This window comes from Elusimicrobiaceae bacterium (assembly GCA_028700325.1).
GTDB lineage: Bacteria > Elusimicrobiota > Elusimicrobia > Elusimicrobiales > Elusimicrobiaceae > JAQVSV01.
In genome coordinates this window covers 17,109-36,185 of the sequence record JAQVSV010000015.1, presented here as the reverse complement: position 1 = coordinate 36,185, position 19,077 = coordinate 17,109, and the positions used below count along the sequence as shown (strand labels likewise).

Here is a 19,077-nt window from a genome sequence, read left to right as displayed (position 1 = left end):
TGTTTACAGAAAGATTCTTGACGTTGAAAATTCTCATGGACCCGGAAATCGCGTTCAGGAAATGCCCGAGATCCCGGTAAGCGGCGGAGCCGCGCAACTCGTAATTGGTTTCGGTATAATAAGCCTTGTTCACGCTCGGGCCCGGAGCGATAACGCTTAAAAACACCTTGTGCCGGCGCGAATCCTCCACCACCGACTTGATCAGGCCGGGAATGTCCTTGCTGCGCGGCAGCCGCTTCTCGGCCGCCTCCTGCTGAACTTTGAGTTTGGCGATTTCCTCGGTGATTTTGTCCAGCCGCTTGGCCGTGCCGTGCGCGAGCGCGATATCGGAATCCACCTGCGAAATTTTCGTTTCGGCGGCCTCTATCCGCACCGAAAACGGTTTCCACACATACCGGAAATACAAAAAACCGCATACGCCGGTGAATAAAATCACCGCCACGACGGTTTTTATCAGTTCGGATTCGGCTTTTTTAGCCTGGGTTTGCGGTTCAGCCATTACCGGCCCCCTTCCACGGAATACGCGCCGCGCACGCTGAATTTGAAGGTTTCCCGGCCGGTATCCTCTTCCTTGGTCACGTTGATCCCGCTTATCTCGACATTGGCGACGCCTTTCATCCCGTCCATATTGCGCAGCCACTGCGCCGCGCCGTCGCCGCTGCGGGACGCCGCGGAAACCGTAAAATCAAAAGCGCCGCAGCAGGAACTGCGGCCCGCCGCAGCGTTTGTCACCACCGATTCAAACCACAGCGGGTCCGGCATCGTGCGCGCCAGCTGCGCCATGAAATCCATATAAGCGGTCCGCTCCAGCATCAGCCCTTCAAGCGCGCCAAGATGCGCTTTCACAAGATCCCGCGTCTGCTCCAGTTCCTTGACTTTGGCGACTTTAACCTGCAGTTCCGCCAGAGTTTTTTCCTTCTGGCGCAGCAGATCCTCCGAAGAGTACGCCCGGTTGATATGCATGAACGTGAGGCTGATCACGCCCACCACAAGCAGCAGCGCCACGCCCGCCGCACGGATGAGCTGGGTGCGCTGTTTCTGCTTGAGCAGGTACTGCTGCGGAATCAAGTTTACCCGTATCATTGCTGCCAGTCCCACATTTTCCGCAGGCTCAGGCCCAGAGCTACGGCCATCGCCGGCGCGGTATCGTCGCCCGGTCCGGTATCGGATGCGTCGGATGAAAGGCTGAACGGATTGAGCACTTCCACCGGAGTATTCAGTTCCACCGCCAGAAATTTGTCTATGTTCTTGAGGTTGGCCGACCCGCCGCACAGATACACCTTGCCGATCGAGCGGTCCGCATTCTGCGAATAAAAGAATTCAACCGACCGGCGCACCTCAACCACCAGGTCTTTGAGCACTTCATAAATAATGGTGGAAATCGCGGATGACTGCCGGCCGCTCTGCGCCGCCGCCATGCCCGCCGGGCCGTTCACCGGCGCCGCGCCGCCGCCCGCTTCCGCGGCGGCCGGGTCCGGCGCGGGCGCGGCTTTATCGGCGCCCTGCTCGTAGATGGACAGATCCAGCCCGAACTCCTTTTTCATTTCATCGGCGCGATCGGTTTCGATGCCGAGGTTTTTGGCGATCGCTTTGTTGAAAGTGGCGCCGGCTATGAGAATATCGCGCGCGACGCGGGTAACGCCGTTGTCTATTATCGCAAGATTGGTTATTTTATGCCCGATATTGAGAATCATGACAGCCGGACGCTTCTCCGGCGCGGAGTCCGCGCCCGCGGCCTGCCTGCCGGGTTTCAGCTCCTCGGACGCGGCAACCACCTGGTTCCAGAGCCCGTCCAGCGCAAAAACGTCCACATCAATCACGAGCGGGTTAAGCCCCGCGGCGGATACCACTTCCATCTTGGTCGAAATTATTTCGCGCTTGGCCGCCACCAGAATGATTTCCATCTTCTTCGCGCCGTCTTCCTTTATATCGGCGATTTTATGAAAACCCAGATTGACATCGTTGACATCGAACGGAATAAACGGTTCGGCTTCGGCGCGCAGCCGCATCTCCAGCTCCGTGCGCACCATCCAGGGGATCTTGACGTAGCGCACGATCACGGAATTGCCGGACACGCCTATGCAGACCGACTTGTTCGCTATCCGGGCGTTGGCAAGCATCTTCTTTAGCGCGCCGGCCATCTGCTTCTTTTTATCCTCGATCGAGGCATTCGCCTTGAAATTGTACGGCTCGTAGCCCCAGCCTTTTATTTTGGCCGATTTGCCTGACACCGTTACCGACGCCCCTTTCACCGCGTAACTGCCGATGTCCAGCCCGATAAGGTCAACCTTGCCGGAAAGGAACGCTTTCACCAGCCCTGTAACTTCATCCATTTTTCCCATACTGATCTATAATGTACACAATTTGCCCATTTTAATAAAGCGGGTTTTTGCGGCGCTTTCAAAGAATGCTAGAATCAAGCGGTCGGCATTCCTGCTCGCGGAGGCTGTTATGATGCGGAATATTCACTGGCACGGACATTCCTCGTTCCGGCTTCAAACACAAGCCGGACTGGTTCTGTACATTGATCCTTGGCGCCTGAGCCGCGATAACCCGAAAGCCGACCTTGTCCTCATAACGCACCCGCACCACGACCACTGCTCGCCGGACGATGTGGCCGCGCTGTCAAAACCCGATACCGTCATCGCCGGGCCCGCCGGCATCGCCGCCGCGCTGGCACGGAAAACCGTCGCGCTTGCACCCGGCGAGAAAACCGCGCTGTGCGGCATCGCCGTTGAAACTGTGCCGGCTTATAATATCGGCAGGCCATTCCACCCGGCACAGGCCGGCAATCTCGGCTTTATCGTCACGGTTGACGGAACGCGCGTTTACCACGCCGGCGACACCGACCTTATCCCTGAAATGAAAACCCTGAAAACGGATATGGCGCTCCTGCCAATCGGCGGCACCTACACCATGGACCCGCAAGAAGCGGCGCAGGCCGCCGCGCTGCTCGGCCCGGCCGCCGCCGTGCCCATGCATTACGGAAAACATGTCGGCGCGTATGCGCTGGCGCAGGATTTTCTGAAACTGGCGGTCACGCCGGTCACCATACTGCCGGAGGAAAAATGAAAGCGCACACAAAATATCTTGTGCTTAACACCGACAACCGCTACGAAATTGTCCATATCACGCCGCAGGTCGAGCGCGCGGTCGCGGAAAGCGGAGTGCAGGAGGGGCTGTGCCTGGTCAATTCCATGCACATCACCTCCAGCGTGTTTGTCAACGACAACGAGTCCGGCCTGCATCAGGATCTGATCGCCTGGGCGGAACAGCTCGCGCCCTATGGAGTTGACCGTTACCGCCACAATCTCACCGGAGAGGATAACGGCGACGCGCACCTCAAGCGCACCCTGCTGGGGCGCGAAGTGGTGATCGGCATAACCGCCGGCAGGCTGGATTTCGGGCCGTGGGAACGCATTTTCTACGGCGAATTTGACGGACAGCGCGACAAAAAAGTGCTGATCAAAATCATAGGCGAATAACTCATGAAAAAACGGATATTCTATCATGACACCGACTGCGGCGGAGTGGTCTATTACGGCAACTACCTCAAGTTTCTGGAGGAGGCGCGCACCGAATACATGGAACAGCGCGGCTTTTCGGTGAAAAAACTCATGGACGACGGGTTCGTTTTCGTTGTCGCCCGGCAGGAAATCGAGTACAAGGCTCCGGCATTTTACGACGACGTGCTGACAGTCGAAACCACAATCACCGACATTTCCTCCATTCGCGTGGAGTTTTCCTACGCCATTACCAACCAGCACGGCAAACTGACCACAAAAGCCAGAACCGTGCTCGTCTGCGTTGGGCAGGATATAAAACCGCGGGTCATTCCGCCGCAAGTGCGCGCCGCGCTCAAACCGGCCTGACCCGGCGGAGCGGGAAAAACGGAACCGGGAATTATGGATGCTGTCGGAATTATCGCCGTGTCGGACGAAACGGTTGATGCCGCGCAGGTTTCTTTACGCGGCCGGCGCAAACCGTCGGTTGCCATAAAAGCTCGGAAAATTGTATTTTATACCTTGCCGCTTTAAAATAACGCGGCTACAGCTTCAAAGGAGCTTAACCCGATGAATATTGAAATCCTCCGCCAGTACAGCGTCTTCCTGCCGAACAAGCCGGGCGTGTTGAGCAAATTCCTGCTGCTTTTCAAGGAGAACAACATAAACATCGCCGGGATCTCATCGGAAATAAGCGACGACTCCAGCGTTGTCCGCATCGTGCTTGAAGGCGGCGACAAGCTCAGCGGTGTTCTCGCCGCCGCCGGTCACACCACCATTGAAACCCAGATCCTCTCCATCGAAATGCCCGACAAGCCCGGCCAGCTTCAGCTGATAAGCGAACTGCTCGGAGAAGCGGGCGTAAATCTCTCCACCGTATACGGCACCTCCACGCGCGGCGGCAAAACCCGGCTGCTGCTTACCACAAACGACACGCTGAAAGCCAAAAAGGTGCTTGACGCAACCCCGTTCTAGTCCGCCACCCGGACTTTCAATGGCGAACTGTCCGTAAAACGGAGGAGCCGCCGGCCTGAGCCGGCGGCTCCCGTCGCCTCAGGGGGAGGCTATAACGATTTACCAGCGCGGTTTTTCGCCCAGTATTTCATCAAGTTTGTCATTCACCATGTCGCTTCTGCTGTTTTTGCGCGCACGCACGGCTTTCTTAAGTTCCGCGAGATCTTTCTCCACCATTTTCACGCGGTCCTCCTCGAACTTCTGGCGCAGGTCAAACTCGTTGCCCAGCACGGTGCGCAGCTGTGACTTGATATCTTTTTTGTCAGAGTCGCTCTTGGCAGTTCTGTACTTGTTCATCAGCTCGGACTTTGACACTTCCGCCTTGGCGATTTCGATGCCGGTTCTGGCAGCCGACTCGTCGCCGGTTCTTCTGCTCACGAACATGGACTGGCCCAGCCGCATCGAAACGCGCCGGTACAGGCCGGGATCGGAATCCTTCAGCGCCTCCAGCTGCGCCGAGAACTCTTTGTCGAGCTCGGCCACGCCGGCCAGAAACTTGCCTTCCATTTTCTGCATCAGCTCGGGGCACATCTTGCCGTCCTCCATGCGATCATCGGTTCCTTTGCCGGGAAAGAGCCCTCTGTCCCTGTTTCCCTTCTCGCCTTTGCCGGGCTTCATCGCTTTGCGGATTGCGCCTTTGCGCGGCGCAATGCCGGAATCCCGCATGTCCGGCCGGAACCTCATATCCGGATTCGCGCCGGCGATACCGTCCTCGTCATCCGGCATCTGCCGGCCGGGCCCCTGAATTTCCGGCCCGTCCTCGTCCATCTCATGCGGCGAACCGGCAAACACCGCGCCGCCGCATAAACCAGCCGTTACAGCCAGCATCAATAATGTTTTTTTCATTTTGCAGTCCTCTCGTTTTTTATATCGGTTCTGATGGCGTTTATGTTGTCAAGGAGACGGTTCACGTCATCCGTTTCGGAACCGGCGTAGTACATGGCCTCCGCGGAACTGAAGAATCCGTCCGTGTCGTTTGTTTCAAGATAAGCGCTGTAGGCTTTTTCGTGGCCGGCGAGCGCCGTGCTGCTTCGCGCGGCGCTGATGCTGGCGGAAATATCCGCCGCCCTGCTGCTGATGACCGTTTCATGCGATAGCACCGCACGCCCGTCCGAAACCGCCCTGTTGCCCAGTTCGATGCCGGAGAACGCCAGCAGCCCGGCCGCCAGTCCCGTGGCGACGGTGCTGTAGCGGAACCACGGATGCCCGCGCAGCCAGCCGGCAAGCCTGCCCGGCAGCACCCGCCGGCGCACGCCGGCCACCAACTCCGCCGGCACCTGCCGCGGCTGCTTAAACTGCCCGACCGCTGCGAGCGCGGCCAGGCCAAGCCGGCACTGCCCGCAAACTTTAAGATGACGCTCACACTCCGCTCTCCCGTCATCCGAAAGCTCGCCGTAGTGATACAGCAGAACCTGCTCTTCGCGTTCACATGGGCTCATTTTCGCTCTCCAGCATCGTCCGCAGTTTTTTTATCGCCCGGCTTCCGCGCGCGAGCACGGTTCCGAGCGGCACCTGCAGCGAATCGGCTATTTCCTGAAACGTCATGCCCGAAAACTCTTTAAGCATGACGACTTCCTTCTGTTCGGGCGGCAGCCGGTCTAGCGCCGCGCGCACCCGCACGACATCTTCCAGCCCTGCCAGCCGCTGTTCGGGAGTCTGTTCGGAAGACGCGATCACGGAATGCAGCTCCGTTTCCGCGTCTTCTCCGTCCAGCGCAATCTCTTTCGCGCCCAGCCGTCCGCTCCGGCGGAAATGGTCCATCGCCAGATTAGACGCCATTCTGTAGACCCAGGCCCCGAATTTCCCCTCTTCGCGGTACCCGCCGATATTTTTAAACACCTTGATAAACACTTCCTGGAAAATATCGCCCGCAACATCTTCGCTGTGAACCAGGGAGAGAATATAACCGTAAACGGGACCTTTATACCTGGTCATCAGGGCTTCAAAAGCAGCCCCGTCACCGCACCGGACAAGCCTGACCAGTTCGGCGTCGGTCATTCTTCCGCTCCCGTTATACTAACGAATAACGCGGCGATTTTATTGCATCGCCGCGCTGACAGGACGGATTCCCCGGACCGCACCGAGGGAAATTCAGTCAAGATCGAACGGATTTTCAGGTCGCTCGTAATCTTTTTCCTTGTGAATGCGCTTCTTTTCGGCCTCAAAAAGTTTATCCAGCTCTTCGCTTTTTTTGCTGAGCTTGTCAGGCGCGGAATTGAAATACTGCTCCAGCCGGAGCTTCTCCTCCGCCTGTTTCCTGAGCGCGTCCCTGACTATATCCCCGCCGGCAGCCTTGGCATCCGGCCTGACCCAGTGACCGACGACTTTGCCGCTGTTCTTGGCCACTTCGAGCCGGCCGCCGCACAGCGGACAGTCAACATAAATGGTTTCCTCGCTCACGGCTGTTCCCCCTATTTCAGCTGAAACTGCTCGACAGCCCTTTCCACAGGAGCGGGGCTGTTCCCCGCGGGCGAACCTGCGGCGGGCGCGTCGCCGTCCGACACCAGGCCCGGCAACCCCTGATTCTCCGGCGCGAACACGTCCGTGGACAAAGGCGTTTCTTTTTTAATGTTTTCTTCCAGTTTGACCGCCACCGCCCAGATATAGGCCATCGCCGGGCCGGTATTGCCGTCCGGGTTGGGCTCCTGACTCTTGTCCACAACCTTCAGGACCACCGCGTCAGCGCCGTACTGCGCGGCCAGCTTGCGCGTATCCAGCACATATGCCTGGAGCCGTGCGCGGTTGCCCGCCTCCACCAGCGGGCTGCGGATCAGGCCGATGGCCCGCCAGTCTTTTTTCAGGCCCTTGAAACTGTACGCCTGAACCCGGGCATAATCTTTCTGCGTATAAATGGGTCCGACCGTGATCCAGTCGCACCGGCCGGGCGCGGAAGCGCATCCGCATGCCGCCGCGGCCGCCAGCCAGCAAAACAAAAACGCGCCGGCCTTCATATCACTTCGGGGAATCAATCCACAGCTCCTTGCACAGTTTTTTTACGGTATAATCCGCGATTTCAGGGTGCCGCGTGACCGGAACCTCGGCTCCGTTGGCGGGATTTTTGTAAACCGAGTACTTCCCGCCTTCCCGCAGCAGTTCGCAGCCGTGTTCGCCCAGATGCCTGATGAATGTTTTGCGCTTCATAATCAGTCCTCCGTTAAATTCACCTGCCGGCCAGCTGGCCGCAGGCTCCGGCTATATCGCCGCCCAGACTGCGGCGCACGCTCACGCTCAGCCCGCAGCCCGTAAGCGCGGCGGCGAAATCGTCCAGCCCGGCGCGCGCGGCGGGCGACGGTTCCGTCCCGTCCGCCGGATTGCAGGCAATAAGGTTGATGTGTATGAGATAATGGTTCGGGATCGCCTTGATCCACTCGTTAAGCAGCCGAATATGCTTATGCGTGTCGTTGACGCCGCCTATCACGGTGTATTCTATGAATAACTGCCGGCCGGTTTTGGCCAGATAATATTGCAGCGCGTCGCGCAGGGCCGCAAGATTGTATCTGCGGTTGATCGGCACCAGTTCGTCCCGTTCGGCATCTATCGCCGTATGCAAAGACACCGCCAGATTGACCTGCGGCAGTTCCAGCGCGAACGCGCGGATTTTTTCCGCGTGACCGGAAGTGGACACGGAAATATGCCGGTGCCCTATATTGAGATAATCCGGGTCGCTCAGGTCCCGCACGGCTTTGACTGTGGCCGCGTAATTCAGCAACGGCTCGCCCATGCCCATAAACACCACGCTGGAAATCCGCTCCGCGATCCCGTGTTTTACCACATACTGGTTCCAGAACAGCACCTGGTCGGTTATTTCCTCGGCGTGCAGGTTGCGCTTGAACCCGCGTTTGCCGGTCGCGCAGAACGAACACCGCACGGGGCAGCCCACCTGCGTGGAAACGCAGACGCTCCAGTTATTTTTGAAAGTGTTCATCAGCACGGTTTCAATTTTAACCTTATCCGCCAGCACCAGCAGCGCCTTGTGCGCATTGCCCTCGGCGGACGAGAGCACCTTTTTCGCGGCAAACGACAGGATCGGAAAGTTTTTCGCCAGATCACGCCGGAGTTTTTCCGGCAGCACGCCGGCCTCGTCCCAGCCGGAGATCATCCGCTCAAACACAGCCTCGCGGACCTGTGCGGTGCGGTAGCCGGGGTAGCCCTGCTCTTTCAGATATTTTTTCAGTTGCTCGAATTTCATAGTTTGCAAGCCGCCCGCGATTGTTTAAGATGGCAATATATATTAGTATACCTTAAAACCATCTATGAACATAAGATACTGCGATTCACACGCGCACCTGTGCGACCGCGCTTTCGAAACCGACCGCGACACCGTGATCGCCCGCGCCCGCGCCTGCGGCACTGACCTCATTTTTGAAACCCCCTGCGTGCCGGACGACTGGGCGCCCGCGCTTGAGCTGTGCGCGCGCTATCCGGGGAAAATTTATGCGGTCTGCGGCATTCATCCGCAGGACTGCGAACAAGCCACGCCCGAAAACCTTGCCCGGCTGACGGAACTGCTCCGGCTCCCGCAGGTGCGGGGGCTTGGCGAAATAGGGCTGGATTACGCCCGCTGCAACCAGAGCTTCGAGGAGCAGGCCGCCGCGCTGGGGAAGATTTTACGCCATACCGCCGGCTCGCGCAAACCCGTGGTGTTGCACTGCCGCAACCCGTTTGACGGCTCGGGAAAACGCAACGCCTACCAGGAAATGTTCTCGGTCATGCGCGCCTGCTGGACCCCGCATTTCAACGGGCGGTTCAGCGGCATACTGCACTGTTTCTGCGGCGACGGGCCCGATCTGCGCGCCGCGCTGGACATGGGCCTCGCCATCGGCGTGAACGGCACCATATCCTATCCGAAAAACGGCATGCTGCGCGAACTGATAAAATCCGCCGGGCTGAATAATATCGTGCTGGAAACCGACTGCCCGTACCTGCCCCCCCAGTCGGGCCGGGGCAAGCGCAACGAACCATCGAAAATACCGGAAATCTGCGCGCACGCGGCGGCGCTGCTGGGCGTGACGCCGGAGCAGGCGGCCGAAGCCACGCTCGCCAACGCGCTTGAAATTTTCGCGCCGGGCGGATAATGCGTCCGGCCGGCGAAAATTTTTATATTGCCGTCTTTTGTTTTTTTGTTATAATTTCCACTATGTACAGCCCATTCGTCCCCAAAGAAATATTCCTCACAAAAGGAATAGGCCGGCACCGCGAAAAGCTAGCCAGCTTTGAAGAAGCCTTGAGAGACGCGCAGATTGCCCGTTTCAATCTTGTGCCCGTTTCCAGCATCTTCCCCCCTAGCTGCAAGGTAATCCCTAAAGCCAAGGGGCTTGAAAAACTCAGCAGCGGACAGATCCTCCACTGCGTGATAAGCCGCAACGCCACCGAAGAACGCCGCCGGCTGATAGCCGCGTCGGTGGGACTTGCCATCCCCACCGACAGCAAGCATCAGCACGGCTACATTTCCGAGCATCACAGTTACGGCGAGCCGGACGAGCAGGCGGGCGATTACGCGGAAGATCTCGCGGCGCTGATGCTATCCACCACGCTCGGCGTGGAGTTCAACCAGGACACCTCCTGGGACGACAAAAAAGAGATCTGGAAAATGAGCGGCAAAATCGTCCGTTCCACAAACGTGACCCAGTCCGCGATCGGGCATGAAGGGTTGTGGACCACGGTGGTTGCGGCGGCGGTGTTCGTTTCCTAGCGCAATGGGCAAAAAATTCAGGCAAGACCCGTCTTTTTTCATGGGCTTGAAACAAACCGGCAGTCTTGATGACTGCCGGTTTGTTTTAGGTTCCGTCCCGTATGAAAAAACAACCTCCTACGGCACCGGCACGAAACGCGGCCCGGCGGCCATCATAGCCGCTTCCAACGAGCTGGAACTGTACGACGAGGAAACCGGCCTCGTGACCTACGCGCTGGGCATCAACACGCTGCCCGCCGTCAGCTGCAAAGGCGGAGAAGCGCAGGTGTTCAGGCGCATTGAGCAATACGCCGAAACCGCCGCCGGAACAGGCGCGTTCCCCGTTTTCATCGGCGGAGAGCATTCGCTTACACAGGCGCTGCTGGCCCCTTTCATCCGCCGGCATGAAAAACTCAGCATACTGCATATTGACGCGCACGCCGATCTGCGGGACTCCTATGTGGGCTCGTCGCGCAATCACGCCTGCGCGCTGTATCCCGCGTCACTGCGGCGCAGGGTGGTGCAGGCGGGCATCCGCAGCGTTTCGGATGACGAGGCGCACCGCCTGAACACCGGCCTGGTGACCACGTTTTTCATGCACTCGAACCGCGACCAGAAAAAACTGGTTAAGGACGTGCTGCGCGCGCTCACGGATACGGTTTACATCACCATTGACGTTGACGGGTTCGATCCGTCGGTTTTTCCCGGAACCGGCACGCCTCAGCCGGGCGGATTCGGCTGGTATGAAGGGCTGGACCTGCTGCGGGCGGTATTCAGAAACAAAAACGTGGTCGGAGCGGACGTGGTGGAAGTAAGCCCGCAAAAAGGCAGCGTGGTGTCGGAATTCAACGCGGCGAAACTTATTTACCGCCTGTTTTCCTACAAAGCAAAATATGCATAACCGTTTTGCCGTCCGCAAAAAATGCCGCCGTCATTTTAATGACGGCGGCATTTCATAATATTTCCGCGCGCGGATTCAGGAAACGCCAAATCGCCGGCTCCGCTTTCGCCAGGGGAAACAACCCGGCTGACTCAAACTCTCCCGCCCGGTCGCGTTTTCCGGTCATCGCTCCGGCAGGCACTGATGCCGGCCGCCGGCCGAAACTATCCCGTTTTGCCGGAAAACGCCGGATGCCCGGGCCGGCTTTGCAAATACCCGGTGCAGGCCGGGCGCACTGTCAGTCAACAGCCCGCCGGGACAACTGGCGGCCCGTTCAGCGCGGTCCGACCCAGATTGACGTTTCGTCTTCGTCCCAGAAACTTTTGAACGTGATTTTTTCTTCCGAGACGGCCGCGCTCAATTCTTCGATAGGCACGGGGAATTCGCCGGGCGCGACAGGCCTGGGCCGCATAATCGCGACAGGCTCGGCCTTGCTCTCCGGCAACGCCGCCGGCTCCGCGGCAGACGCGGGCTTTACAGTAGGTGTGCCGAACGCCGAGAACGAAACCGGAAGCAGCTGCTCCGCCTGCTGGTTCGCCGGGGCAGCCTGCGCCGCGACGTTCGCGCCGCCAGAAGCCACAACCTCGCCTTTTACGGTAGGCGCTGCGCTGCCGTCCTGTCCGGCAGGATCAAGCCCCGTAGCCGTAATGCGCACCGCCTGATGCTGCACAAAAACATTCCCGGGAACCAGCTGCGCGGGCTCCGTGATTTTTAACGAGGGATTGGTGGAAATCAAACCGAGCAAAACCGACCTTGAAGTCGCCGTGCCGGCCGGAATAGCGGAACCAGGATCCGTTCCGGTCAGTCTGGCCTGGCGCGCAGACTCGCGCGGTTCGACCTGCGGCAAAATCCGCTCTGCACGCTGCGTTTTCTCCACGGATTTTTCCGCGGCCGCCGGCTGCTGCGGCAAAACCAGCTCGGGCAGGCTCGGCAAAGGAGCGGCAAGTTCAGGCGCGGACACCGCGCTTTCGGCGGCAGGAACCGGTGCGGCCGGATCCCGTTGAGCAACTTCCCTGCGTGAACTTTCCGTTCCGCCTGAGTCCGCGCGGGAAATCCGCGCCGGTTCAGGGCTCTGCGTCCGTTCGGTGGAACCGGAAGAACCCCCGGCGATTTTTTCATCCGGCACGCCGCCAGCCGCCGCACCATCCTGTCCTGTCATACCCGGCTCTTCGCCAGTCGCCGCAGTACGCGCCGAACCCTGCGAAACCGCCTGCCCGCCGCCCGCTTCGGGCCCGGCGGCAGGGGCCGAGTCCGCCGGTTCAATTTTGACCGGCGTAATAACCGGCGGCACATCAAAAACCGAGTGTTGCCGCTCGCCCGCGCCCTTTTCACCGGCCCCCCCGGCCTCCGGCGCAGGGCGCACGGCTGAATTTTCGCCGGACGAAACCGCACCGGCATCGGGTTTTCTTTCCGCCAAATCAGCCTGAGCCTGTCCCGGCAGTGCGGCAGACGGAGCCGCCTCATCAGGCCGGACATTTTCCACAGCTCCGGGGGAAAGCTCCTGCGAAACCGGCTTTAACACGGGCGCCTGCGTCAATCGCAAATCAACCGCCGCGGGCGGCGCCTCCGTCAGGGCTTGCTGCGGCCCCGTTTCATGACCGGCCGGCGCGGCACCAGCTTCCCCGGCGGCAGAACCGCCGGCCTCAGAAACTTCACCGGACGAGCCCTCTATTTTAAGCTCGGGGAAATCAGCCAGATTGGTGGCAAGCGGCACCATGGTCCGTGCGGCCGGTTCAGGTTTGCCCTGCGGACCCGCCGCTTCAGGTTCCTTCCCGGGCGCAGGTACAGGCGTATTTGAAGGGTTCCGTTCAATGTCAATATCCAGCACCGCCATCAAATCCTGCTCCGGCTGCTTCTGCGGCTGCGCCCGCGCTTTCTCCGCCGCCAAAACCTGCATTTGTGCCAGATCAAATTCCACATACTCATTTCCTTCTTCCACCGGCGCGGCCTGCACCCCGGCAACGGGCGCGGACTCCGGCGTCTGCTCCGCCGCTGGAACCGGCGCAGCTTGAAAAGGCACTCCAAGCGCGGTATTGATCGCAGCGAGCAGTTCCTGCGCGCTAAACGGCCTGCCGATATAATAGACTTTGTACAGTTTCAAAACCGGCCCCGCCTGCTCCCTGGGCAGCTTTGACATAAGAAGCGCGGGCGTCGCCGCTCCTTTTTCGCGGCGCAGCCGGTTGATGAGCGCGGCGCCGCCGCCCGCGATTTCCAGCTCGGCCAAAATCAGATCAGGGCGCGAAGCTCGAAACTCCTTTACCGCGCCGTCTGCATCCTGCGCGGTCATGGCGGCATGTCCTACCGTAGGCAGCCACTGCCCCAGTTCGGTGATCGCCGTAACGTCGTTATCCACTACAAGAATTTTTGCCATGCATTATCTCGGGCCGGGCAACCCATCCTGCGGAGTTCCACTTACACCCGTCCAGTATTATGTTATTATATATAAGAACATTTCAGCGAGGATTTTTCAACCATGAAACTCTCTGTCATCATACCGGCCTATAACGAAGCCGCCACGCTGCGCGCCTGCGTTAACGCGGTTTATGCCAGAAACCCGGGCCGGGAACTGGAGGTAATTGTGGTTGATGACGGATCCTCCGACGACACCGCGCAAATCGCCGCATCGCTGACTTTCCCCGGCTTCACCTGCCTGCGCCAGCCGCTGAATGCCGGCAAAGGCGCGGCCGTGCGGGCGGGGCTTGCCCGGGCGTCCGGCGACATTATTATAATACAGGACGCCGACCTGGAATATGACCCCGCCGAATACGCGCGGGTCATCGGGCCAATCGAAAGCGGCCGGGCGGACGTGGTTTACGGGTCGCGCATTCTCAATAAACGCAACGGGAAATCCAACTGGCTTTTCTATCTGGGCGGACGGCTGGTCTCAGCCTGGACAAACCTGCTCTACGGGTCCAGCCTGACCGACGAGCCGACCTGCTACAAAGCGTTCCGGGCGCCGCTCGTTAAAAACCTTGAATTGAAATGCCGCCGCTTTGAATTCTGCGCGGAAGTGACCGGCAAAATCCTGCGCCGTAAAATCGCGATTGTTGAAGTGCCCATATCCTATTCGCCGCGCAGCGTGAAGGAAGGGAAAAAAATCCGCTACTCCGACGGCATTCAGACGCTCTGGTGGCTGCTGAAAATACGCCTGTCCGGCTGACTCCAGACATGAAAACCACCGTCCTTATCCCCGCGTACAACGAAATTAAAACCATCGCCGCCGTGTTTGACCGGCTGAGCGAGCTGAAAGATTTTGATTTTGAAGTGGTTTTCATAGATGACGCCTCGCGCGACGGCACCCTTGAATGGGCCCGCGCCGCGCTGGCGGAGAACCGCTATCCTTTTTTGAAAACCGTACTGTCGCATCAGACCAATCAGGGCAAAGGCGCGGCGCTTATCACAGGCATCCGGGCGGCGGAAGGCGAAATAACCGTCATACAGGACGCGGACCTGGAATACGATCCCGCCCAGCTGCCTCCGATGTGCCGGCTGATCGAGGAAGGCCGAGCCGACGTGGTGTACGGGTCGAGATTCCTGTCGCACAAGTCGGAAACCTACAGCGTCATCTATCTGCTCGGCAACAAAACGCTTACCTGGCTGACGAATCTGCTGTGCGGCGGCGATTTTACCGATTCCTATACCTGCTACAAAGCGTTCCGCACCGGCCTTCTGAAAAGTTTTGACATGCGGTCATCCGGGTTTGAAATCGAAGCGGAATTTTCCGTCAAGTCCGCGATGCGCAAATGCCGGTTTGCCGAAGTGCCGATCGTCTACCATTGCCGCTCGCGCGCCGAAGGCAAAAAAATAAACGGGCGCGATGCCGTAAAAGGAATTCTGGCGATTTTAAAATTCTGGCGGCAGGAATTGCGCCGGCCCGCCTCCTGAACCCGCGGGTTTCGCAAGTTTTCAGCCCGGTCGCGCGGCCCTGCGCAACGGCGGCTTGCCGAGCAAAACTGTATTTCAACGCGCCCGCCAGGGAAGCGAACCGCAGTAAACCGTAAAATACAGTTTCCCGGTCTGAAAATTCCCGCAGCAGTTGCCGGCCGTTTTCAATTTTTTAAAACTCACTTTTAAAACGCAGGGGCCCGGCTTCGCTTTCTCGGTATTGCCGGAACGGAATTTCCGAAGCCGACAACAGGCAGAGCAGTCCGGTTTTGCTTTTTCGATACTTGCGGTATAAACCAGCATTACAACCGCATGAACATCGCCGTGACAGATTTTGCTTTTCTGGCATACGGCACCATGGCGAAAAATGCGGCGCTCTCGCTGACCGTTTTGCTTTTTCGATACTTGCCGACATACGACAACACCGAAAATACATTGTTGCCGCCACTTGCGTTCTGCTTTTTCGGTATTTGTGAAATACGGCAACAGCCGCCGCTTCCAAATGTTTTTTAATCTGTTTTCGGCGTTCGCCCGGGTTCAAGGCGGAGGCAGGGTTTTCTTTTGGCGAAATTTTAAATCCGCTTTCCGCGATCCCCCGGACAGACAAACCTGTCCAGCCTGCTATTCATCTGTTTTTTTATTATGGCCGCTATCGCCCGGACGCAAATGCTCCGCATGTATAAACCTCATTTTTTTAATCGGCTTTTTTAACCGACGCAAAATCTTCTTCTGTTTTATGCCGTGTACAATATGTCCACATATTCTGTTATAAATATACTATTTTGCTTCTATTTTTATATTAAAATACGCCAAAAACGCTCAAATTTGCCCTGTATTGCTTTATGGCATAGTCCGGTATGGGCAAAATCGTTACAGGGCAACATGATTTTTCAGCTATTTTCATCATTTGCCGTTTTTTTCATACCGGATACATTCGTATCTTTTTTTGAGCAGACATGATACAACACCAGAATGGCAATGATCCTGCTTTTTGCGCATTTTACAAATTCCGCTCACAAAAATCCGTCACTGGTCGGCGCGACATAATGATTGCCGCCATGGCATAGCAAAAACAGGGGGAGGTATAGTCCCGCGTAAACATGGCAAACAAAGTTTGCAAGCAAAAACCCCCGCCTGCCGGTAAAACGTAATAACACTCGACCGGCTAATGGCGCAGTCGGGAACGTTTCATAAAAAAGCCTCCCCGGATTGAAACCGGGGAAGCTCATCATATCAATTGCACAAACCGAATCCCGCACTTCAAAAACTTACTGGACATCCGCCCCATTCATGGCCAGCACTTCGCTATAACCGACATTTTCAAGCGCATCCGTCGCTACCGCCCGGAAGTAATACTTTCCTTTCGGCAGATTTTTATTCAGCACGGTGAAACTGTACGGAGGTTCAAACATGAATTTTGAAAACCGCAGCCAGTTAAACCTGTCGTATGAAATTTCGATCCAGGCCCGGCTTACATCCTGCCCGATAACCGAAAAGGAAAGCACAAGGCTAGTGTCGTCGGCAACTGCTTTAAACGCGCGGGCAACCACCGAAAGCTCGTTTTCAGGAATCAGCTTGACCGCCATGGCCGGTATGAGGTTCTTGATCGGCAGTTCAAACGCGGTTTTTGCGTCGCGCGGCGGAGTGCCTTTCTGCGAACTGTTAAGCCATACCGCATCCTCGCCGGAATTTTTGCGCGAAGCGCCGGCGATTATCGGCGATTTTGCCGCATCGGTAAAGAAATCGGATTCGGCCCATAACGCCAGATAATTCGGTTTGACGGATGAAACCGCGTCAAGCGGCACTTCCGTCCAGAACCATTGCGCCCCGCCTACCCCTTTTATCGTTTCCTTAGGCTGGGCCTCCAGCGGGATGTCATTATTGTCAACCAGAAAATAGCTCTGCCGGGAATTGAACCCGCCATCTTTGGAAAGCCCCATGTATATTTTGCCGTCAACCGGCTGTTTTTCCCACGGCCGGTTCGGAACAGGAAACCCTTTCGCCCGGCCCAACCGCGCTCCTATATACGCTTTTTTGTAGCCTTTTTTTGCGATAGACGGCAGCTTTATCAGCCAGCAGTTGCTGTAGCCAACATACCAGTTGCCGTCCCAGCCGCCGTCGGCATAAAGATAAAACTCGTTTAAATCCGGAGCAAGCCCGTATACCACCGGCACACTGTCGGTTTCAGTCTGCGCGAACGCAGAACCGCCCGTAACCCCCGCTGCCAGCAAAATCGCGACAGCCACTCTTTCCCATCCCCGGAAACTGATCATTCCGCCTCCCTTTATTCCGTGTACCCCAACGCTAGTTCGCCGCCAGCAAACCCGCTATGCGCTCCAAGTCCTCAAGACTGTGATAATGAATGACAAGCGCGCCCTTGCCCTTGCGGCCTTGCTTGAGCTCCACCCTGGTGCCCAGCCGTTCTCGCAGCTTCCCTTCAAATGCGGCGACCTCTGGCGGAACATGTCTGCGCGGTCTGGCCGTTTTTTCCCGTTCACCTGTACCGCGGGCGGCGGTTTCCGCGTCGCGAACCGTCATTTTTCTTTCAACCACCAGCTGAAAAAGCCGTTTCCGGTCTTCTTTATCCGGCACGGTAAGCAAAGCACGGGCGTGCCCTTCGGTGATAAGCCCGGTCTGAATGGACCTTTGAATATCCGCGTCCAGCTCCAGCAACCTGAGTGTATTGGAAATTGTTGATTTGGCTTTTCCGCAATAGCGGGCCAGCTCGCCCTGCGGCACGTTGAACTTTGACACCAGTTCCCGGTACGCCATGGCGGTGTCAATGGGATTAAGGTCTTCCCGCTGGATATTTTCAACCAGCGCAAGCCCCAGCATCTGCTCATCCGGCATGGCTTCATGAACAATAGCGTCAATCTCGGTCATGGCGGCAAGCTGGCAGGCGCGCCAGCGCCGCTCTCCGGCTATCAGTTCATAGCACTTTTCCTGCGCATTGTAAGCTGTTATGATAGGCTGCGCCAGCCCGTGCTGTTTGATGGACTGGGCCAGTTCCGCCAGCGACTCGTCGCTGAACACCCTGCGCGGCTGGAACCGGTTGGGTTTGATTTTATTGACGGGAATTTTCTTAACCGCCGCGGAATCCCGGCCGGAAACATCTCCGGTTCTTTTAATAAGCGCGTCCAGCCCTTTTCCCAAAGCCTGTCTCATAGTCTAATCTCCTAAATCGTAATCCAGCATTTCATCGGCGACGAACGGCTTGGCGTCGGCATAAACCGCCGGATCGGCTCCGCGTCTTGCAAGAAATTCCTTGCCCAGATCAAAATACGCCACGGCCCCGCGGCAGGCGGGGTCATAAGTGAAAATAGGCTGCCCGAAACTGGGCGCTTCGGCAATACGCACGTTCCGCGGAACCGGGGTCTGATAAATCCGGTTTCCGAAGAACTTTGAAACTTCGCTTTTAACCTGGTTTGAAAGGTTGATGCGGGCGTCAAACATCGTCATCACACCGCCGTCCACTCTAAGGGCGGGATTTATGAAAGTCTGGATTTTGGACACCGTATCCATAAAATGCGCCAGCCCTTCCATTGCGTAATATTCGCACTGCACCGGAATAAGCACGGAGTCGGACGCGGTGAGCGCGTTAAGAGTGAGCAGACCCAGTGATGGCGGGCAGTCTATAAAAATGTATCTGTACATCTTCCTGACGGGCGCAAGCGCGGCTTTTAAAATTCCCTCCCGGCCCGGCACTGAAACAAGCTCCACCTCCGCCCCCGCCAGATCACGGGAGGCAGGGAGCACGTCCAGCCATTCCATGGCGGTCGGGACAATGGCTTCCTCCGCTTTGGCGTTGCCGCTTATCACGTCGTAAATTGAAGCCTTTACCCCCTCAGGCGAAACCCCCAGCCCGGAGGTTGTGTTGCTCTGCGGGTCCATGTCTATCACAAGCACTTCCTGATTAAGACAGGCCAGCGCATAGGAAAGATTTATTGCCGTCGTGGTTTTCCCCACGCCGCCTTTCTGATTGGCTATCGAGATTATTTCGCCCATAGTACCCGCCTGTGGTTTTCACATGAAAACTTCAGACATCCTTATATAGATTTTCACCA

General features: G+C 57.6%; 24 protein-coding genes. 10 read left to right on the top strand and 14 right to left on the bottom strand.

Annotated elements, in window-relative coordinates; translation table 11 throughout:
• From pilO to pilM, 3 genes are all read right to left on the bottom strand, one after another.
• Window positions 1-499: type 4a pilus biogenesis protein PilO (gene pilO, locus PHW69_03595; protein ID MDD4004271.1), on the bottom strand; the 499-nt coding region annotated here is incomplete at its 3' end.
• A complete protein-coding gene (locus tag PHW69_03590) occupies window positions 499-1,083 on the bottom strand; it encodes a hypothetical protein (protein ID MDD4004270.1) in 585 nt (194 codons plus the stop codon). The genes PHW69_03590 and pilO, both read right to left, overlap by 1 nt.
• Complete coding sequence (pilM, locus tag PHW69_03585; GenBank protein MDD4004269.1) at window positions 1,080-2,333, bottom strand: type IV pilus assembly protein PilM; 1,254 nt, start codon at window positions 2,331-2,333, stop codon at window positions 1,080-1,082. The genes PHW69_03590 and pilM overlap by 4 nt, the downstream gene beginning before the upstream one ends.
• A 118-nt stretch (window positions 2,334-2,451) precedes the next feature.
• Between pilM and PHW69_03580 the strand changes: the two genes are divergently transcribed.
• The 4 genes from PHW69_03580 to PHW69_03565 all read left to right on the top strand — a co-directional run bounded on the left by PHW69_03580 (window position 2,452) and on the right by PHW69_03565 (window position 4,478).
• On the top strand, window positions 2,452-3,072 hold the full coding sequence (locus PHW69_03580) for an MBL fold metallo-hydrolase (protein ID MDD4004268.1): 621 nt from the start codon (window positions 2,452-2,454) through the stop codon (window positions 3,070-3,072).
• Window positions 3,069-3,485: a secondary thiamine-phosphate synthase enzyme YjbQ gene (locus tag PHW69_03575; GenBank protein MDD4004267.1), complete on the top strand. Its 417-nt coding sequence runs from the start codon at window positions 3,069-3,071 to the stop codon at window positions 3,483-3,485. Before PHW69_03580 ends, PHW69_03575 begins: the two co-directional genes overlap by 4 nt.
• A 3-nt stretch (window positions 3,486-3,488) precedes the next feature.
• Complete coding sequence (locus PHW69_03570; protein MDD4004266.1) at window positions 3,489-3,872, top strand: thioesterase family protein; 384 nt, start codon at window positions 3,489-3,491, stop codon at window positions 3,870-3,872.
• Between the two features lie 201 nt (window positions 3,873-4,073).
• The gene (locus PHW69_03565) at window positions 4,074-4,478 is read left to right on the top strand and encodes an ACT domain-containing protein (protein ID MDD4004265.1); all 405 of its coding nucleotides are present in this window, start codon (window positions 4,074-4,076) and stop codon (window positions 4,476-4,478) included.
• 99 nt (window positions 4,479-4,577) lie between these two features.
• Here PHW69_03565 and PHW69_03560 read toward each other — a convergent pair whose 3' ends face one another.
• From PHW69_03560 to rlmN, 7 genes are all read right to left on the bottom strand, one after another.
• Window positions 4,578-5,363, bottom strand: coding sequence for a hypothetical protein (locus PHW69_03560; protein MDD4004264.1), 786 nt, complete (start codon window positions 5,361-5,363; stop codon window positions 4,578-4,580).
• Window positions 5,360-5,956, bottom strand: a complete 597-nt coding sequence (locus tag PHW69_03555; protein MDD4004263.1) for a zf-HC2 domain-containing protein — start codon at window positions 5,954-5,956, stop codon at window positions 5,360-5,362. Before PHW69_03555 ends, PHW69_03560 begins: the two co-directional genes overlap by 4 nt.
• On the bottom strand, window positions 5,943-6,515 hold the full coding sequence (locus PHW69_03550) for a sigma-70 family RNA polymerase sigma factor (protein MDD4004262.1): 573 nt from the start codon (window positions 6,513-6,515) through the stop codon (window positions 5,943-5,945). Before PHW69_03550 ends, PHW69_03555 begins: the two co-directional genes overlap by 14 nt.
• A gap of 93 nt (window positions 6,516-6,608) precedes the next feature.
• The gene (locus PHW69_03545) at window positions 6,609-6,917 is read right to left on the bottom strand and encodes a hypothetical protein (GenBank protein MDD4004261.1); all 309 of its coding nucleotides are present in this window, start codon (window positions 6,915-6,917) and stop codon (window positions 6,609-6,611) included.
• 11 nt (window positions 6,918-6,928) lie between these two features.
• On the bottom strand, window positions 6,929-7,468 hold the full coding sequence (locus PHW69_03540; protein MDD4004260.1) for a hypothetical protein: 540 nt from the start codon (window positions 7,466-7,468) through the stop codon (window positions 6,929-6,931).
• A gap of 1 nt (window position 7,469) precedes the next feature.
• The gene (locus PHW69_03535) at window positions 7,470-7,658 is read right to left on the bottom strand and encodes a type II toxin-antitoxin system HicA family toxin (protein ID MDD4004259.1); all 189 of its coding nucleotides are present in this window, start codon (window positions 7,656-7,658) and stop codon (window positions 7,470-7,472) included.
• 19 nt (window positions 7,659-7,677) lie between these two features.
• Complete coding sequence (gene rlmN, locus PHW69_03530; protein MDD4004258.1) at window positions 7,678-8,706, bottom strand: 23S rRNA (adenine(2503)-C(2))-methyltransferase RlmN; 1,029 nt, start codon at window positions 8,704-8,706, stop codon at window positions 7,678-7,680.
• Between the two features lie 64 nt (window positions 8,707-8,770).
• On the opposite strand from rlmN, the gene PHW69_03525 reads away from it, so the two are divergent.
• The 3 genes from PHW69_03525 to speB all read left to right on the top strand — a co-directional run bounded on the left by PHW69_03525 (window position 8,771) and on the right by speB (window position 11,089).
• Window positions 8,771-9,592 (top strand): TatD family hydrolase, encoded by an 822-nt coding sequence (locus tag PHW69_03525; GenBank protein ID MDD4004257.1) that lies wholly within the window; start codon window positions 8,771-8,773, stop codon window positions 9,590-9,592.
• Window positions 9,593-9,654: 62 nt separating this feature from the next.
• Window positions 9,655-10,209 carry an arginine decarboxylase, pyruvoyl-dependent gene (locus PHW69_03520; GenBank protein ID MDD4004256.1) on the top strand — a complete coding sequence of 185 codons (555 nt, stop codon included), beginning with the start codon at window positions 9,655-9,657 and terminating at the stop codon, window positions 10,207-10,209.
• Window positions 10,210-10,213: 4 nt separating this feature from the next.
• The gene (gene speB / locus PHW69_03515) at window positions 10,214-11,089 is read left to right on the top strand and encodes an agmatinase (protein ID MDD4004255.1); all 876 of its coding nucleotides are present in this window, start codon (window positions 10,214-10,216) and stop codon (window positions 11,087-11,089) included.
• A gap of 313 nt (window positions 11,090-11,402) precedes the next feature.
• On the opposite strand, the gene PHW69_03510 is transcribed toward speB, so the two are convergent.
• Window positions 11,403-13,499: a hypothetical protein gene (locus PHW69_03510; protein MDD4004254.1), complete on the bottom strand. Its 2,097-nt coding sequence runs from the start codon at window positions 13,497-13,499 to the stop codon at window positions 11,403-11,405.
• A gap of 102 nt (window positions 13,500-13,601) precedes the next feature.
• Between PHW69_03510 and PHW69_03505 the strand changes: the two genes are divergently transcribed.
• The 3 genes from PHW69_03505 to PHW69_03495 all read left to right on the top strand — a co-directional run bounded on the left by PHW69_03505 (window position 13,602) and on the right by PHW69_03495 (window position 15,526).
• Window positions 13,602-14,288, top strand: a complete 687-nt coding sequence (locus tag PHW69_03505) for a glycosyltransferase family 2 protein (protein ID MDD4004253.1) — start codon at window positions 13,602-13,604, stop codon at window positions 14,286-14,288.
• 8 nt (window positions 14,289-14,296) lie between these two features.
• Window positions 14,297-15,013 carry a glycosyltransferase family 2 protein gene (locus PHW69_03500; GenBank protein ID MDD4004252.1) on the top strand — a complete coding sequence of 239 codons (717 nt, stop codon included), beginning with the start codon at window positions 14,297-14,299 and terminating at the stop codon, window positions 15,011-15,013.
• Window positions 15,014-15,325: 312 nt separating this feature from the next.
• Window positions 15,326-15,526, top strand: coding sequence for a hypothetical protein (locus tag PHW69_03495; GenBank protein ID MDD4004251.1), 201 nt, complete (start codon window positions 15,326-15,328; stop codon window positions 15,524-15,526).
• A 755-nt stretch (window positions 15,527-16,281) separates the two neighbouring features.
• On the opposite strand, the gene PHW69_03490 is transcribed toward PHW69_03495, so the two are convergent.
• Genes PHW69_03490 through PHW69_03480 form a run of 3 tightly spaced genes read right to left on the bottom strand, consistent with a single transcriptional unit; the run spans window position 16,282 to window position 19,018 of the window.
• The gene (locus tag PHW69_03490) at window positions 16,282-17,286 is read right to left on the bottom strand and encodes a hypothetical protein (GenBank protein MDD4004250.1); all 1,005 of its coding nucleotides are present in this window, start codon (window positions 17,284-17,286) and stop codon (window positions 16,282-16,284) included.
• Window positions 17,287-17,317: 31 nt separating this feature from the next.
• The gene (locus tag PHW69_03485; GenBank protein ID MDD4004249.1) at window positions 17,318-18,178 is read right to left on the bottom strand and encodes a ParB/RepB/Spo0J family partition protein; all 861 of its coding nucleotides are present in this window, start codon (window positions 18,176-18,178) and stop codon (window positions 17,318-17,320) included.
• Window positions 18,179-18,181: 3 nt separating this feature from the next.
• Complete coding sequence (locus tag PHW69_03480; GenBank protein MDD4004248.1) at window positions 18,182-19,018, bottom strand: AAA family ATPase; 837 nt, start codon at window positions 19,016-19,018, stop codon at window positions 18,182-18,184.
• Between the last annotated feature and the right edge of the window lie 59 nt (window positions 19,019-19,077).

Bases quoted from the DNA above. Each gene is read 5' to 3' on its own strand.
- PHW69_03520 (MDD4004256.1), top strand. From the start codon at position 9,655: ATGTACAGCCCATTCGTCCCCAAAGAAATATTCCTCACAAAAGGAATA.
- PHW69_03490 (MDD4004250.1), bottom strand. From the start codon at position 17,286: ATGATCAGTTTCCGGGGATGGGAAAGAGTGGCTGTCGCGATTTTGCTG.
- PHW69_03480 (MDD4004248.1), bottom strand. From the start codon at position 19,018: ATGGGCGAAATAATCTCGATAGCCAATCAGAAAGGCGGCGTGGGGAAA.
- PHW69_03505 (MDD4004253.1), top strand. From the start codon at position 13,602: ATGAAACTCTCTGTCATCATACCGGCCTATAACGAAGCCGCCACGCTG.
- PHW69_03590 (MDD4004270.1), bottom strand. From the start codon at position 1,083: ATGATACGGGTAAACTTGATTCCGCAGCAGTACCTGCTCAAGCAGAAA.
- PHW69_03570 (MDD4004266.1), top strand. From the start codon at position 3,489: ATGAAAAAACGGATATTCTATCATGACACCGACTGCGGCGGAGTGGTC.
- PHW69_03560 (MDD4004264.1), bottom strand. From the start codon at position 5,363: ATGAAAAAAACATTATTGATGCTGGCTGTAACGGCTGGTTTATGCGGC.
- PHW69_03510 (MDD4004254.1), bottom strand. From the start codon at position 13,499: ATGGCAAAAATTCTTGTAGTGGATAACGACGTTACGGCGATCACCGAA.
- PHW69_03500 (MDD4004252.1), top strand. From the start codon at position 14,297: ATGAAAACCACCGTCCTTATCCCCGCGTACAACGAAATTAAAACCATC.
- PHW69_03540 (MDD4004260.1), bottom strand. From the start codon at position 7,468: ATGAAGGCCGGCGCGTTTTTGTTTTGCTGGCTGGCGGCCGCGGCGGCA.
- speB (MDD4004255.1), top strand. From the start codon at position 10,214: ATGGGCAAAAAATTCAGGCAAGACCCGTCTTTTTTCATGGGCTTGAAA.
- pilM (MDD4004269.1), bottom strand. From the start codon at position 2,333: ATGGATGAAGTTACAGGGCTGGTGAAAGCGTTCCTTTCCGGCAAGGTT.
- PHW69_03485 (MDD4004249.1), bottom strand. From the start codon at position 18,178: ATGAGACAGGCTTTGGGAAAAGGGCTGGACGCGCTTATTAAAAGAACC.
- rlmN (MDD4004258.1), bottom strand. From the start codon at position 8,706: ATGAAATTCGAGCAACTGAAAAAATATCTGAAAGAGCAGGGCTACCCC.
- PHW69_03565 (MDD4004265.1), top strand. From the start codon at position 4,074: ATGAATATTGAAATCCTCCGCCAGTACAGCGTCTTCCTGCCGAACAAG.
- PHW69_03580 (MDD4004268.1), top strand. From the start codon at position 2,452: ATGATGCGGAATATTCACTGGCACGGACATTCCTCGTTCCGGCTTCAA.
- PHW69_03495 (MDD4004251.1), top strand. From the start codon at position 15,326: ATGAACATCGCCGTGACAGATTTTGCTTTTCTGGCATACGGCACCATG.
- PHW69_03535 (MDD4004259.1), bottom strand. From the start codon at position 7,658: ATGAAGCGCAAAACATTCATCAGGCATCTGGGCGAACACGGCTGCGAA.
- PHW69_03555 (MDD4004263.1), bottom strand. From the start codon at position 5,956: ATGAGCCCATGTGAACGCGAAGAGCAGGTTCTGCTGTATCACTACGGC.
- PHW69_03525 (MDD4004257.1), top strand. From the start codon at position 8,771: ATGAACATAAGATACTGCGATTCACACGCGCACCTGTGCGACCGCGCT.
- PHW69_03550 (MDD4004262.1), bottom strand. From the start codon at position 6,515: ATGACCGACGCCGAACTGGTCAGGCTTGTCCGGTGCGGTGACGGGGCT.
- PHW69_03575 (MDD4004267.1), top strand. From the start codon at position 3,069: ATGAAAGCGCACACAAAATATCTTGTGCTTAACACCGACAACCGCTAC.